At 66.2% G+C, this 14388-nt stretch carries 15 protein-coding genes; 11 read left to right on the top strand and 4 right to left on the bottom strand.

The window, feature by feature from the left end; translation table 11 throughout:
* Positions 1–236 precede the first annotated feature (236 nt).
* Positions 237–779 (bottom strand): hypothetical protein, encoded by a 543-nt coding sequence (locus ACSFBF_RS20260; RefSeq protein ID WP_435470039.1) that lies wholly within the window; start codon positions 777–779, stop codon positions 237–239.
* 121 nt (positions 780–900) lie between these two features.
* Between ACSFBF_RS20260 and ACSFBF_RS20255 the strand changes: the two genes are divergently transcribed.
* Complete coding sequence (locus tag ACSFBF_RS20255) at positions 901–1881, top strand: LysR family transcriptional regulator (protein ID WP_435470037.1); 981 nt, start codon at positions 901–903, stop codon at positions 1879–1881.
* A 17-nt stretch (positions 1882–1898) separates the two neighbouring features.
* Here ACSFBF_RS20255 and ACSFBF_RS20250 read toward each other — a convergent pair whose 3' ends face one another.
* Positions 1899–2072 carry a hypothetical protein gene (locus tag ACSFBF_RS20250; RefSeq protein ID WP_435470035.1) on the bottom strand — a complete coding sequence of 58 codons (174 nt, stop codon included), beginning with the start codon at positions 2070–2072 and terminating at the stop codon, positions 1899–1901.
* A gap of 125 nt (positions 2073–2197) precedes the next feature.
* Between ACSFBF_RS20250 and ACSFBF_RS20245 the strand changes: the two genes are divergently transcribed.
* Together ACSFBF_RS20245 and ACSFBF_RS20240 are read left to right on the top strand one after the other, a co-directional pair.
* Complete coding sequence (locus ACSFBF_RS20245) at positions 2198–3004, top strand: metallophosphoesterase (RefSeq protein WP_435470033.1); 807 nt, start codon at positions 2198–2200, stop codon at positions 3002–3004.
* Between the two features lie 99 nt (positions 3005–3103).
* Positions 3104–4603: an amidase gene (locus tag ACSFBF_RS20240; RefSeq protein ID WP_435470031.1), complete on the top strand. Its 1500-nt coding sequence runs from the start codon at positions 3104–3106 to the stop codon at positions 4601–4603.
* Here ACSFBF_RS20240 and ACSFBF_RS20235 read toward each other — a convergent pair.
* Together ACSFBF_RS20235 and ACSFBF_RS20230 are read right to left on the bottom strand one after the other, a co-directional pair.
* On the bottom strand, positions 4600–5217 hold the full coding sequence (locus ACSFBF_RS20235) for a TetR/AcrR family transcriptional regulator (RefSeq protein WP_093056993.1): 618 nt from the start codon (positions 5215–5217) through the stop codon (positions 4600–4602). The two genes, ACSFBF_RS20240 and ACSFBF_RS20235, sit on opposite strands and share 4 nt — an antisense overlap.
* A 92-nt stretch (positions 5218–5309) precedes the next feature.
* Positions 5310–6044: a GntR family transcriptional regulator gene (locus tag ACSFBF_RS20230; protein ID WP_435470029.1), complete on the bottom strand. Its 735-nt coding sequence runs from the start codon at positions 6042–6044 to the stop codon at positions 5310–5312.
* Between the two features lie 262 nt (positions 6045–6306).
* Between ACSFBF_RS20230 and ACSFBF_RS20225 the strand changes: the two genes are divergently transcribed.
* From ACSFBF_RS20225 to ACSFBF_RS20190, 8 genes are all read left to right on the top strand, one after another.
* The gene (locus tag ACSFBF_RS20225; RefSeq protein ID WP_435470027.1) at positions 6307–7641 is read left to right on the top strand and encodes an aromatic ring-hydroxylating dioxygenase subunit alpha; all 1335 of its coding nucleotides are present in this window, start codon (positions 6307–6309) and stop codon (positions 7639–7641) included.
* A gap of 9 nt (positions 7642–7650) precedes the next feature.
* Positions 7651–9099, top strand: coding sequence for a glutamine synthetase family protein (locus tag ACSFBF_RS20220; RefSeq protein ID WP_435470025.1), 1449 nt, complete (start codon positions 7651–7653; stop codon positions 9097–9099).
* 5 nt (positions 9100–9104) lie between these two features.
* Positions 9105–9428, top strand: a complete 324-nt coding sequence (locus tag ACSFBF_RS20215; protein ID WP_435470023.1) for a 2Fe-2S iron-sulfur cluster-binding protein — start codon at positions 9105–9107, stop codon at positions 9426–9428.
* A gap of 111 nt (positions 9429–9539) precedes the next feature.
* Positions 9540–10733, top strand: a complete 1194-nt coding sequence (locus tag ACSFBF_RS20210; RefSeq protein ID WP_435470075.1) for an ABC transporter substrate-binding protein — start codon at positions 9540–9542, stop codon at positions 10731–10733.
* A gap of 31 nt (positions 10734–10764) precedes the next feature.
* A complete protein-coding gene (locus tag ACSFBF_RS20205) occupies positions 10765–11625 on the top strand; it encodes a branched-chain amino acid ABC transporter permease (RefSeq protein ID WP_435470021.1) in 861 nt (286 codons plus the stop codon).
* 289 nt (positions 11626–11914) lie between these two features.
* Positions 11915–12877: a branched-chain amino acid ABC transporter permease gene (locus ACSFBF_RS20200; RefSeq protein ID WP_435470019.1), complete on the top strand. Its 963-nt coding sequence runs from the start codon at positions 11915–11917 to the stop codon at positions 12875–12877.
* Positions 12874–13650, top strand: a complete 777-nt coding sequence (locus ACSFBF_RS20195; RefSeq protein WP_435470017.1) for an ABC transporter ATP-binding protein — start codon at positions 12874–12876, stop codon at positions 13648–13650. The genes ACSFBF_RS20200 and ACSFBF_RS20195 overlap by 4 nt, the downstream gene beginning before the upstream one ends.
* Positions 13643–14365 carry an ABC transporter ATP-binding protein gene (locus ACSFBF_RS20190; protein WP_435470015.1) on the top strand — a complete coding sequence of 241 codons (723 nt, stop codon included), beginning with the start codon at positions 13643–13645 and terminating at the stop codon, positions 14363–14365. Before ACSFBF_RS20195 ends, ACSFBF_RS20190 begins: the two co-directional genes overlap by 8 nt.
* The last annotated feature ends 23 nt before the right edge of the window (positions 14366–14388 follow it).

Genomic DNA, 14388 nt, shown 5'->3' with positions numbered 1-14388 from the left:
CGTCAACTTTCGAAGACTTTCTTCACCGCCAACAATCAACGCCCCAGAGAAGCACCAACTGCATCGAACACCAGAGGCATTCATCAGCGAAGCCCACGAGTATATGACAGTTTCGGGAGCGCTATCAACTTCCAAGAACTTTTTCACTCGGGGTGCGAGGCGCTTCCTTGGGAGAGCTACGCTCCCATAAAGAAAGCCGCCCAAAGGCGGCTTTCTTGCATCAAGCGAGTCGCTACTTAGTAATAGCGCGAGCTGTTCATCCGGCGCATCGCTTCATACAGCGTGGGCATGCGCACTTCCTGCGAATGGGTGCTCATACGGGCCAGCGCGTCGATCTTGGCGGCTTCAGCGGCAGGCACCGTGCCTTCCGATTGCTGGCGCCACATCGCAGCCTGCAGTTCTTGCATCACACGCGGGTCGCTCTTGGCGGTTTCCAGGAAGCGGGCGTCAGCACGAGCAGCAGCACGGCGTTCGGCAGCAGCGCGCCAGGCACCAGCGATGCTGCTTTGGCGCACCGAGCCTGCGAACAGCGCGAACAAAGCGATAGCCGCGATGCAGAACACAGTCCAGGCAGCGAGCAGGCCGCCTTCGTTCCAGTTGGAAACGAGCGAGTCGGTCACCACTAGCACGGCCGCCGCGATGGCGACGATCAGCAGGGCAATGAGCGGACGGGCACCATTGGCGCCGGCGCGAGCGGCCTGGATCTGGCCGAACAGGACTTCGGCGCGACGCACGCCGGGGTGGACAGTAGGTTGGTCAACGTGAACGAAGCTGGTCATGATGCATCCCTCCTGGGATAGTGGTAATCAGTGGTGGCGAACAAGGCCGATGCAGTGATATTAGGGATTACCCCAGTGTTCGTCCACTTTATCTTTCTGATGTTTATCATTCACAAGACTGATGGACGTCAACTTTCGCACACTCGACCTCAACCTGCTTCGCGTCTTCGACGAGGTAATGGCGGAGCGCAACCTCACGCGCGCCGCCCGCAACCTCTCGATCACGCAGCCGGCAGTAAGTAATGCACTACGGCGCTTACGCGAAGTACTAGGGGACGAGCTGGTGCGCCGCTCGGGCGCCGGCGTGGAGCCCACGCCGCGGGCGCTGGCCCTGTGGCCGACCGTGCGCGATGCCCTGCGTCAGCTGCAGCACACGCTGGCTCCCGGCGAGTTCGATGCAGGCACCGCCGACACCACCTTCCTATTAGCGATGGCCGACGCCACCGCAGCCGAACTCATCCCAGGCCTGGTGCAGATCGCAGAAAAAGAGGCACCCGCAATCTCCTTGCGCGTGCTGCCGCTGACCACACGCGATCCGCGCCGCATGCTGGAGTTGGAAGAGGTCGACATGGCCGTCGGCTATTTCCCGGCGGTGATCGCCAGCCTCGCGGCGCGCGGGCAGTCGGGGGTGGGAGTGCCGTTCGAGACCCAGCGGCTCTACCTGGGCCAGTATGTATGCGTGATGCGCCGCGGCCATCCGCTGGCGGACGCGCCCCTCACGCTTGATGACTACTGTGCGGCGCGGCACCTGCTGGTGAGTTTTTCGGGGCGACCTTACGGCTTCATCGACCAGACACTGGGCGCCATGGGCCGCGAGCGGCGCATCGTGGTGACGGTGAATCAGTTCTTCACGGCGGGCCGGGTGGTCGCCAATTCAGACCTGCTGACCGTGCTGCCCCGTCACTTCGTGACCGTGACCGGCATCGACGACCAGTTGGTGCTGCGCGACCTGCCCTTCGACCAGCCGCCGGTGCACGTGGACGCCATCTGGCACCGGCGCGCCCAGCACGGGCATTCTCACGAATGGCTGCGCAATGCGTTGTTGCGCTCGGCAGCCGCGGCTTTCGCCGGATCGGTCCTCGGGCAGAAAGTGCCCGACTGACCGGATCTGGGATTTGCTCAGCGAACGACGCTAAGCCAGGCGCTGGCTGCGGCGCGCAGTTCCTGCGCGTGGTGGGCTCCGCGACCAGCGCGCTTGTCGGCGCTTTCCATCAGCGCTGCGGCGTGGCTGGCCGGGACGTTGGCGCTGGAAGAACGGAAGAAACGGGCCACTTGGGCAATAAGGCTGAACATGACAGTGCGCGGCTCGTGGCTGCGCTGGAGTGGGTGATGTTTCAAGAATAAGGGTTATCCCTAGTTAATCAAGCCAAACCTTATGCGCTTCACGCATGGGGCAATTCACCTAGACTGGCCCGACGATGAAGCTGCAACTGCTCTCCGACCTGCATCTGGAGTCCCATCCCCGCTTCCATGCCGAACCCGTGCCGGGCGCCGACATGCTGATCCTGGCGGGCGACATCGGCTCCTACCAGCAAGGCTCCCGCCTGACGGACACCGACTTCGGCCTGGGCCGCTTTTCGCCCCGCAACGGCTGGCCGGTGCCTGTTGTCTACGTGCCGGGCAACCATGAATACGACAACGTCGACTTCGACGAGACCCACGACCGCCTGCGAACGCTCTGCGAAGAGCTCGACATCCTCTGGCTGGAGCGTGAAACCCGGGTGATCGACGGCATTCGCTTCGTGGGCACCACGCTGTGGGCCGACTTCGACGCACTGGCCGAACCCACCGACAGCCTGGCCGAGGCGCTCAAGAAACGCGGCAAGGCCATGCGCGCAGCCGATTTCTATCTTGAAAAAGCAGCCACCATGCGTAACGGCGAACTCTTCCTCGCCGCGCAGCTGCGCGACCAGGCGCTGGCCTGCCAGACCTGGCTCACGCAGGCATTGGCCGAGCCTTTCGACGGCACCACGGTGGTCATCACCCACTTCGCGCCGAGCCTCGAAAGCGCCGATCCGCGCTACGGCCTGACGCCCGGCACGGCCGGCTTCTGCAATGCACTCGACGAATTGCTGCCCCACGCGAAGCTTTGGCTGCACGGCCATCTGCACTGCCCGTCAGACTATGTGAAGAACGGTTGCCGAGTGGTGGCCAACCCGCTGGGCTACGCGCGCAATGGTGAACAGGAAGGCTACAAGCCCCAGCTGCTGATCGACGTGCGCTGACCGGCCGCCCCGTCGCGCAGACGGTAACGGCCGGCAACGCGTTGGCCACCACGGCTGTGTAGACTGGCCAAGCCCATCTCACCGATGGAGGAGAGCGCCATGACGCAACAGCAACAACAACGACGCAACTTCCTGCAGCAGACCGCCGGCGCCGCCGCGGCCACTGGCCTGCTCTCCTTGTGGCCCCAGGCCTTCGCCCAGGGACCGACCGAAACCGCCGGCAGGGCCATGGGCCAGCTGTCGATAGCCGAAATGTCGCGCCGCCTGGCCGCCGGCACCCTCAGCAGCAGCCAGCTGGTCGAAGAAGCACTGGCCGCCATCCAGAACCCGGCGGGCGAAGGCGCGCGCACCTTCATCCGCGCGCACGCCGATTCGGCCCGCGCCACCGCGGCACGGCTCGACGCCGAGCGCAAGAGCGGTCGCCCGGCCGCCTCGCCGATCGCCGGCATCCCAATCTCGCTGAAGGACCTGTTCGACGAAGCCGGCGTCACCACGCTCGGCGGCTCGGTGGTGCTGGCCGGCCAGCCGCCGGCGACGCGCGACGCCCTCGTGGTCGAGCGTCTGCGGCGCGCCGGCGCAATCATCATCGGGCGCACCAACACGGTCGAGTTCGCCTACACAGGCCTTGGCATCAACCCGAACTACGGCACGCCGAAGAACGTGTACGACCGCGCGACCGGCCGCATCCCGGGCGGCTCGACCTCGGGCGGCGCGATCTCGGTGGCGGACGGCATGGCGGCCGGCGCCATCGGCACCGACACCGGCGGATCGCTGCGCATTCCGGCGGCGCTCAACGGGCTGGTGGGCTTCAAGCCGACGCAGCGGCGTATTCCGCTCGACGGCGTGATGCCGCTGTCGACCTCCTTCGATTCGGCCGGACCGATGGCCTGGACTGTGGAAGACTGCGCCCTGCTCGACGCCGTGCTGGCCGCCGAACTGCAGCGGCCGCTGCGCGTGTTGCCGCTGCGCGGCCTGCGCTTCGCGGTGCCCAAGACCTTCTTCCAGGACGATCTGTCGCCGCCCGTGGCCGCGGCCTTCGCGTCGGCGCTGGCCAAGCTCTCGGCCGCTGGCGCCACCATCACCGAACTGCCGATGACCGAGTTCGCAAAAGCGCCGACCATCAACCCGCGCGGCATGATCACCGCCGCCGAAGCCTTCACCTGGCACCGCGACTTCATCAAGACCGGCGCCGCCAAGTACGACCCGCGCGTGCTGGCCCGCATCAAGACCGGCGAAACCATCACCGCGCCCGACTATCTGCAGCTGCAGGCGCTGCGCCGGCAGTTCATCCGTTCGATCAACACGGCCGCCGTGGGCTACGACGCGATGCTGATGCCCACCACGCCCGACATCGCTCCGCCGATCGCCGAGGTGCTGAAGGACGACGACACCTACTACCGCATCAACGGCCGCATGCTGCGCAACCCCTCGGTGGTGAATCTGTTCGACGGCTGTGCGCTCTCGGTGCCCTGCCACGACGCGGGCACGGCGCCAGTCGGGCTGATGGTGGCCAGCATCGGCAACACCGATCACCGGCTGCTGGCGGTCGGCGCGGCGGTCGAAGCCGTGGTGACGCCGCGGCGCGCGCTCAGCAGCTAGCGCGCAGCCAGGCCGTCGAAGCAGGTTGCGAGCACCAGTTCGACGATCTGTTCGTCGGTCTGCAGCCCACCCGCTTTCAGGAAACCGAGCACCGGATCGCAGGCGCGTGCGAACAGCGTGTAGAGCACGGCGATCGCCGGCAATTTCGGGTTGAGCGAGCCGTCGGCCTGCGCCGCCTGGATCCAGCCGCCGAGCTGGTCGCTGATGGTGACCAAGCGGTCGAGATATCCCCGGTTGTTCATCAGTGCGGCGCGCAGGCTCGAGTTCTGGTGCGGCAGCGAAGGCATCTCGCCGGCCAGCTGCATCTGCATGGCCCAGCGCACCACGGCGCGCAGCTTGTCGACGGGCTTGTCCTCGGCCGGCACCGCGGCCAGGAAATCCAGCGTGCGTTGCATGATGCGCACCATCGCGGCGGCGGCCAGGTCTTCCTTGCTGGGAAAGTGCTTGTAGAGGCTGGCCTTGGCGATGCCGACCGTTGCGGCCACCTCGTCGACCGTCATCGATTCGAAGCCCTTCTCGGCGAGCAGGCGATTCGCGGTCTGCACGATGGCCTCCTCGCGGGCCTGCAGCATCTGCTCCTTGAACGAGGTCTTGGCGGGGGCGGTGGCACTCATGCCGGAAATTCTAGTCTCGCCCGTCGCTGAGCAGACGAAGCGGATGCCGAAATACCAGTCGGTCTTTTACAGACCCGCCGGTTTGCCCGACCTCAGGCGCCCCGGCCCTTGGACACCAGGCGGATGCCGGGCATCAACTCGGCTGCCAGTTCGGGCCGCTCCAACGCGTAGTCGAGGTTCATGCGCGCGATCTCGACGTGCTCCTCGCCCAGCGCCTGCGCCCGCGAGCCCTGCCCGCGCTCGATGGCCTGCACGATTGCGTGGTGCGTGCGGTGCGCCTGCCGCATCCACTGCTGCCCCTCTTCCATCGACGACTGCATCGGCAGCATCGCGCTCGGAGCGGCAAAGGGCTGGCCGCCCAGCATGTCCATCACCCGCTTGAGCGCGAGATTGCCGCAGCCTTCGACGATCAGCTTGTGGAAGCGGTCGTTCATTTCGACGTAGGCCGCGTAGTCGTCGATTTCCATGCTGGGCTTGTTCACGGCGCGGTCGCCGGCCTCCAGGCACTCTTTCAGGTCGCGCAGCAGCTGGCGCGATGCACCGTCTTCGGCCAGCAGGCGCGCGGCGAAGCCTTCTATCACGCCGCGCACGCGGATGGCGTCGGCCACTTCCTGGGAGGTGAAACGGCGCATCTGGTAGCCGCCGCTGGGCGATTGCTCGATCAGCCCTTCGTGCTCCAGACTGGCCAGCGCGAGCCGCACCGGGGTGCGCGAGGCCTCGAGCTTCTCGGCGAGAGGGATCTCGGCCAGCCGCTCTCCGGGCACGAATTCGCCCTTGAGGATCATGTCGCGCAGTTGCACGAGCACGCGGGATTGTTGGGAGTCCATCGGCGGATTCTAGGAGACGCGCCTGACATTGCACGCAGCATATTTATCTTGGCTCGGTTGTTGCATGCATTGACGCGCAACAAGTGTCAAAAACTAACGATAGGCTCAGCGTTTACCCTGATTCATGCCTCTTCAAGCCCCAAATCAGGGCCAAATCGCAGATGAAAGTTTGACCCGGATCGAGGATCACCAAGACAATGCATACAGTTGCATGCAATGACTGCAAGCCTCTTTCCACAGTCCCCACGATGGAGCCCGCACGATGATCAGCGCAGAGCAGAACGATTTCATCACCCGCGTTGGACCCGGCGCGCCCGCCGGCAAGCTGCTGCGCCGCTACTGGCAGCCGGTGGCCCTGGCCGACGAGCTGGCGGGCCCGCGCCCGGTCAAGCCAGTGAAGCTCATGGGGCAGGACTTCGTCCTGTTCCGTGACGAGAACGGCCAGCTCGGCATGCTCGACCGCGACTGCCCGCATCGCGGCGCCGACCTCGCATTCGGCCGGCTCGAAAACGGCGGCCTGCGCTGCGCCTTCCACGGCTGGCTGTTCGACGCCAAGGGCAACTGCCTCGAAACCCCCGCCGAGCCCGCCACCAGCAAGCTGTGCAGCCGCATCAAGCAGTCGGCCTATCCGGTCGTCGAAAAAAGCGGCGTGATCTTCGCGTTCATCGGCGAGGGCGAGCCCCCCGCCTTCCCCGAGTTCGACTGCTTCGTCGCGCCCGACAGCCACACCTTCGCGTTCAAGGGCCTGTTCGAGTGCAACTGGCTGCAGGCGCTCGAAGTGGGCATCGACCCCGCGCACGCCTCGTACCTGCACCGCTTCTTCGAGGATGAAGACACCTCCGGGAGCTACGGCAAGCAGTTCCGCGGCGCCTCGGCCGACTCCGACATGCCCATCACCAAGGTGCTGCGCGAGTACGACCGCCCCGACATCAGCGTGGAGCCCACCGACTACGGCTTCCGCCTGAAGGCGCTGCGCAAGCTGTCGGAAGACACCACCCACGTGCGCGTGACCAACGTGGTGTTCCCGCAGGCCTTCGTGATCCCGATGAGCGCCGAGATGACCATCTCGCAATGGCACGTGCCGGTCGACGACACGCACTGCTACTGGTACGCCATCTTCACCAGCTTCACCGGCCCGGTCGACAAGCAGCAGATGCGCGACCAGCGCCTGAAGCTCTACGAACTGCCCGACTACACCTCGCGCAAGAACAAGCGCAACAACTACGGCTACAGCATCGAGGAGCAGCTGACCGAAACCTACACCGGCATGGGCGACGACATCAACGTGCACGACCAGTGGGCGGTGGAGTCGCAAGGCGCCATCCAGGACCGCACGCGCGAGCACCTGGGCAGCACCGACAAGGGCATCATTGCCTACCGCCGCGTGCTGGTGAAGGCCATCGAAGCCACGCTGGCCGGCGAGAGCGCACCGATGTTGATCGACGCCGCACAGGCCAGCGCGATGACCGGCCCGCCCTCCATCGACGGCATCGGCCGCAAGGTCAGCGACGAGGCAGCCACCGAGGCCTACTGGCAGGACGCCGACCGCGCGCGCCGCCTGAAGTCCGACTGGGCCTCCGCACGGCTCGCTGCCTGAGCAAGCGCCATGAGCAGCAGCCACACATTCGTCGACCGCTTCGGCCTCTGGTCCGACGACCAGCATGCGCAGGCCCGCGAGCTGGTGCGCCGCATCGACAGCGGCGAAGTCGATCTCGTGCGCTTCGCCTGGCCCGACCAGCACGGCATCCTGCGCGGCAAGACGCTGGTCGCCACCGAGGCGCGCTCGGCCCTGTGGGACGGCGTGAACCTCACCTCCACGCTGCTCGCCAAGGACACCTCGCACAAGACCGTGTTCCCGGTGTTCACGCAAGGCGGCGGCTTCGCCATCGAAGGCCTGCAGGGCGGCGCCGACTTCACCATCGTGGCCGACCCCGCCACCTTCAAGATCCTGCCGTGGTCGCCGCGCACCGGCTGGGTGATGTGCGACGCCTACATGGCCGACGGCAAGCCCTGCCCCTTCGCCACGCGGCAGATCCTGCAGCGCGCGGTGCGCCAGCTCGACGAGCTGGGGCTGGACTTCATCGCCGGCCTCGAGGTCGAGTTCCATGTCTTCAAGCTCGACGACGCCCGCATGGGCCTGGCCGACTCGGGCCAGCCCGGCGAGCCGCCGCGGGTGTCGCTGCTCTCGCACGGCCACCAGTACCTCACCGAGCTGCGCTACGACCGCGTCGACGGGCTGATGGAGCTGCTGCGCTCCAACCTTATCGCGCTGGGCCTGCCGCTGCGCTCGCTCGAGATCGAATTCGGCCCGAGCCAGTTCGAGCTGACCTTCGGACCCACCGCCGGCGTCATGCCCGCCGACACCATGGTGCTGCTGCGCAGTGCCATCAAGCAGATCTGCCAGCGCAACGGGCTGCACGCCACCTTCATGTGCCGCCCGAAGATTCCGAACGTGATGTCCAGCGGCTGGCACCTGCACCAGTCGCTGCGGCGCAAGAGCGACGGCGTCAACGCCTTCATGCCCGAAGCCGAAGGCCAGACCCTCAGCGAGATCGGCATGCACTACCTCGGCGGCCTCAAGGCGCATGCCTGCGGCGCCGCGGCGCTGGCGAGCCCCACCATCAACGGCTACCGCCGCTACCGCCCCTTCTCGCTCGCACCCGACCGAGCGATCTGGGCCAAGGACAACCGCGGCGCGATGCTGCGCGTGCTCGGCGGCGTGGGCCAAAGCGCCTCGCGCATCGAGAACCGCGTGGGCGAGCCGACGGCCAACCCGTACCTGTACCTCGCGTCGCAACTGTTCTCGGGGCTCGACGGCATCCGCAACAAGACCGACCCCGGCCCCTCGGCCGATGCGCCGTACGAAACGCCCGCAGAGCAGCTGCCACGCTCCCTGAGCGACGCCCTCGCCTGCCTGCGCAAGGACGAAATGCTCAACACGCAGATGAGCAAAGTCTTCATCGACTACCTCTGCCACATCAAGGAAGCGGAGATCGCCCGCTTCAACCTCGAAGTCAGCGAGTGGGAACACCGCGAGTACTTCGACATGTTCTGAAAACCATGCCCACGATCCACTACATCCTCAAGGACGGCACCACGCGCGAGGTCGACGCCAAGGTCGGCGCCAGCGTGATGGAGACCGCCATTCGCGGCAACGTGCGCGGTATCGACGCCGAGTGCGGCGGCTGCTGTTCCTGTGCCACCTGCCACGTCTACGTGGACGACGCCTTCATCGACCTGCTGCCGCCGCCCGACGACATGGAGAGCGCGCTGCTCGACGCCGTCGCGTCCGAGCGCACGTCCGGCTCGCGCCTGAGCTGCCAGCTCAGCGTGACCGCAGCCTTCGATGGCCTCAGGGTCCGCGTGCCCGATACCCAGATTTGAAGGACGGCTCGGGCATCATCGCCCGCTTTGTTTGCATATTCGGTTACATGACAGCGGCGCCGACGTGGCGCATCCACTCCACCTGAAAGGCGTTTTCCCGTGAACCCAATGATGACCAAGAGAACCATCCTCTCGACCCTGCTGCTCGCCGGCTTCGGCCTGCTGGGCACCGCTGGCGCGCAGGCCGCCGACGAGCCGCTGCGCATCGGCCTCATCGCCACCTACTCTGGCCCGTACGCCGACTACGGCCGCCAGTTCGACGCCGGCATCGCGCTCTACCTGAAGGAGCACGGCGGCAAGGTGGGCGGCCGCACGGTCGAGATCATCAAAAAGGACACCGCAGGCCCCGCACCCGACGCCGCCAAGCGCATCGCGCAGGAGCTCATCGTGCGCGACAAGGTGAACGTGCTCACCGGCCTGGACTTCAGCCCCAACGCGTATGCCGTGGGCGCCATCGCCACGCAGGCCAAGATCCCGACCATCGTGATGAACGCGGCATCGTCGGCCATCACTACCAGCTCGCCCTACGTGGCGCGGCTGTCGTTCACCGTGCAGCAAGTCACCGACCCGATGGCGCGCTACATGCTCAAGGAAGGCATCAAAGACGCCTACACCGTGGTCGCCGACTACGCCTCGGGCGTCGACGCCGAAACCGCCTTCAAGAAAACCTTCACTGCCGGCGGCGGCAAGGTGTCGGGCGAAGTGCGCACGCCGATGAACAACCCCGACTTCTCGGCCTACGTGCAGCGCATCAAGGACGCCAAGCCCCAGGCCGTGTTCTTCTTCTTTCCCTCGGGCGTGATGCCGCCGGCCTTTTTGAAGGTGTGGAAGGAGCGCGGCATGGAGCAGGCCGGCATCAAGCTCTATGCCACCGGCGAAGCCACCGACGACAGCTACCTCGACGCCACCGGCGACGTGGCGCTGGGCCTGGTCACCAGCCACCACTACTCGTTCGCGCACCCCTCGCCCAAGAACCAGAAGTTCGTGAAAGACTTCGCCGCCGACAACGGCACCAAGCTGCGCCCGAGCTACTTCGCCGTGACGGCCTACGACGCCATGGCCGCCATCGACCTCGCACTGGCCAAGACCAAGGGCGACGCCAGCGGCGACAAGTTCATGGACGCCCTCAAAGGCCTGAGCTTCGAGAGCCCGCGCGGCCCCATCGAGATCGACCCCGCCACGCGCGACATCGTGCAGACCGTCTACATCCGCAAGACCGAGCGCGTGAACGGCCAGCTGGTGAACGTGGAGTTCGACAAGTTCGACCGCGTGAAAGACCCGGCCAAGGAAGCCGCCGCCAAGTAAGCCAGCCAGTTCGTCAGCCAGCAGGAAATTCATGGGCATCGTGATCTTCGATGGAGTGGCCTACGGCATGCTCCTGTTCCTCATCGGCGTGGGCTTGTCCATCACGATGGGGCTCATGAATTTCGTCAACCTCGCGCACGGCAGTTTCGCGATGGTGGGCGGCTACGCCGCGAGCGTGCTGATGAACCACTTCGGCCTGGGCTTCGGCCTCTCGCTGGCGGCTGCCTTCGTGGCGGCTGCCGTTGCGGGCGCGGTGCTGGAATTCGTGTTCTACCGGCGGCTGTACCGCGCGCATCCGCTCGACCAGGTGCTGCTGTCGATCGGCGTGGTGTTCGTGTCGATCGCCGCCTTCACATACTTCTTCGGTCCAACGATGCAGCCCTTCACGCTGCCGCCGGCGCTCGACGGGCAGATGTCGCTGCTGGGCCTTGAAGTGGGCCGCTACCGCCTGTTCCTTATCGTCTGCGGCGTTGCAGTGCTGGCTGCGCTGCTGCTGGGCCTTGGCAAGACACGCTACGGCGCGATGGTGCGCGCGGCGGTCGACAACCAGCGCGTGGCGGGCGGCACCGGCATCAACGTGCAGCGGCTGTTCTTCCTGACCTTCTCTCTCGGTTGCGGCCTCGCGGGGCTTGGCGGTGCGTTGAGCCTTGGCATGCTGGGGCTGGAGCCGTCGTTCCCGCTCAAGTACCTCGTCTACTTCCTGATGGTGGTTTGCGTGGGAGGTGCGGGCACCGTCACGGGGCCGTTCATCGCGGCGCTGCTGGTGGGCATCGTCGATGTGGCGGGCAAGTACTACCTGCCGGAAGCGGGTGCCTTTCTCATCTACGTTTTCATGATCGTCATGCTGCTGGTGCGGCCGAACGGCATCGTTGCGAAGAAGGGGATCACATGACGCGCGTGCGTTCTTCAGGGCGCGCTCACGCCGACGGGGTACCTTGCTCCGCGAATGTCCCCCGGCCTGCGGCCTCCTCCTTTATTTCGCTGCGCAAGGCACCCCATCGGCGTGATCGTTCAGAGCACTGGTTGATCGGCCAGCACGAGAGCCGCGCCCATTGTGCGAAGAGCACCGGGTGCTCCCCGCAGCGAAATAAAGGAGGAGCCGAAGGCGGGGGACATTCGCGGAGGGGAGTACCCGGTGTCATTCGCACGCGCCCCGGAACTCAACGAGCAGGACACGCAGGATGAAACCCGTAACGATGTCCCCCAAGCATTTGCGCATCGCCGAAATCGCTTTCTGGCTGGCGCTCGCGTCGAGCTTCTTCCTGTTGCCCGACAAGCTCACGCTGATGAGCCAGATCATGATCTTCGGCCTGTTCGCCGTATCGCTCGACATGGCGCTGGGCTACGCGGGCATCCTCACCGTGGGCCATGCTGCCTTCTTTGGCGCGGGTGCATACGCGGCCGGCCTGCTCGCCAAGTACGGCTGGAGCGAACCCTTCAGCGGCCTCGTGTTCGCACTCGCAGTGTGCGGCGTGCTGGGTTATGTGTTGAGTTATCTCGTCGTGCGCGGCGCCGACCTCACGCGGCTGATGATCACCATCGGCGTGTGCGTGCTGCTCTACGAACTGGTCAACCGGCTCTCAGGCATCACGGGCGGCACCGACGGACTGCAAGGCGTGGTCATCGCGCCGGTGCTCGGCCTCTTCGATTTCGACCTCTACGGCAAGACTGCATTCGGCTATGCCTTCGGCGTGGTGCTCGCGATGTTCCTGCTCGTGCGGCTGGTGCTGCGCTCGCCCTTCGGCCTGGTGCTGCGCGGCATCCACGACAGCCGCAAGCGCATGACGGCCATCGGCTCGCCGGTGGAGGCGCGGCTGCGCATGGCCTATGCCTTCTCGGCCGCCGTGGCTGGCGTGGCGGGCGCGCTGCTGGCGCAGACCACGCAGTTCGTCGGCATCGAGTCGATCAGCTTCAACCGCTCGGCGGAAGTGCTGATCATCCTGGTGCTCGGCGGCACCGGGCGGCTGTACGGCGGAATGATCGGAGCCATCGTCTACATGCTGGTGCACGACTGGTTCGCCGACATGAACCCGCAGTACTGGATGTTCTGGCTCGGCATCTTCCTGATCGCGGCGGTCATGCTGGGTCGTGGCGGCATCATGGGCGCGCTCTCGCGTTTCGTTCGCACGGGGAAGGCGCGATGACTTCCACGACCACGCACACGCTGCGCACACACGGCCTCGGCATCCGCTTCGGCGCCTTCCAGGCCGTGAGCGATGTGAACCTTTCCCTCGAACCCGGCGCGCGGCAGGCGCTGATCGGCCCCAACGGCGCGGGCAAGACCACGCTCATCAACCTGCTCACCGGCGTGTTCAAGCCCACCAGCGGATCGATCCACATGGGCGAACGCGACATCACGCGACTGTCGGGCGACAAGCGCGCACGCATGGGCCTGGCGCGCACCTTCCAGATCAACACGCTATTCCCCAGCCTCACGCCGCTCTTGTCGGTGGTGCTGGCGATCAGCGAGCGCGAAGGGCTGGGCGCCACGTGGTGGCGACCGCTGAAGGGCTGCACGGCGGTGTTCGACGAGGCGCATGCGCTGCTCGGCACGCTCCGGCTCGACAGCCTCGCCGACGTGCCCGTGGCCGAGCTCGCCTATGGCAAGCAGCGGCTGCTCGAGATTGCGCTCGCGCTCGCGGCCAAGCCCCGCATCCTGCTGCTCGACGAACCCGCCGCCGGTGTGCCGGAAGACGAGAGCGGCGAGCTGTTCGAGGCCATCGCGGCGCTGCCGCCTGACATCAGTGTGCTGTTCATCGAACACGACATGAAGCTGGTCTTCCGCTTCGCGCGCCGCATCTCGGTGCTGGTGGGCGGACGCATCCTGACCGAGGGCACGCCTTCGGAAATCGGTACCGACCCGCGCGTGCGCGAGGTCTATCTCGGAAGTTCACACCGCCATCACCACCATGCCTGAAGCACTCGCCTTCGACCAGGTCACCGCCGGCTACGGCAACGCAGTCGTGCTCGACCGACTCGACTTTTCGCTGCAGCAGGGCGAGAGCCTCGCCATCCTCGGGCGCAACGGCGTGGGCAAGACCACGCTGCTCGAAACGCTGATGGGCAACACCCGCGTGATGCAGGGCTCAATCCGCTGGCAGGACGCCGACATCACGCGCTGGCCTTCGCACCAGCGCGTGCGCGCGGGGCTGGGCTGGGTGCCGCAGGAGCGCGAAGTGTTCCCGTCGCTTACCGTGGAAGAAAACCTCACGGTGATCTCGCGGCTCGGCGGCTGGAACCTGAAGCGCGTCTACGACTTCTTCCCACGCCTGCGCGAGCGGCGCGGCAACTACGGCAACCAGCTATCGGGCGGCGAACAGCAGATGCTCGCCATCGGCCGCGCGCTGATGACCAACCCCAAGCTGCTGCTGCTCGACGAGCCGATGGAAGGCCTCGCGCCGATCATCGTGGAAGAGCTCGCCGTGGCGATCCGCCGGCTGTGCGAGTCGGAAGGGCTGGCGTCGATCGTGGTCGAGCAGCATCCGGTGCTCGCGTTGGAGATGACGCACAAGGCGATCGTGCTGGAGCGCGGCACCGTGGTGCATGCGGGGCCTAGCGCCGATCTGGCAGCGGACAAGGGCTTGCTCGAAGGGCTGCTAGGCGTGGGCATCGCCGAAGACGCTGCAGCCTGAGACGTATTGCGGCGCCAGGCAAC

The organism is Variovorax nivicola (assembly GCF_051216475.1).
Taxonomy (GTDB): Bacteria; Pseudomonadota; Gammaproteobacteria; order Burkholderiales; family Burkholderiaceae_C; genus Variovorax.
This window is presented reverse-complemented; position numbering and strand designations above follow the sequence as displayed.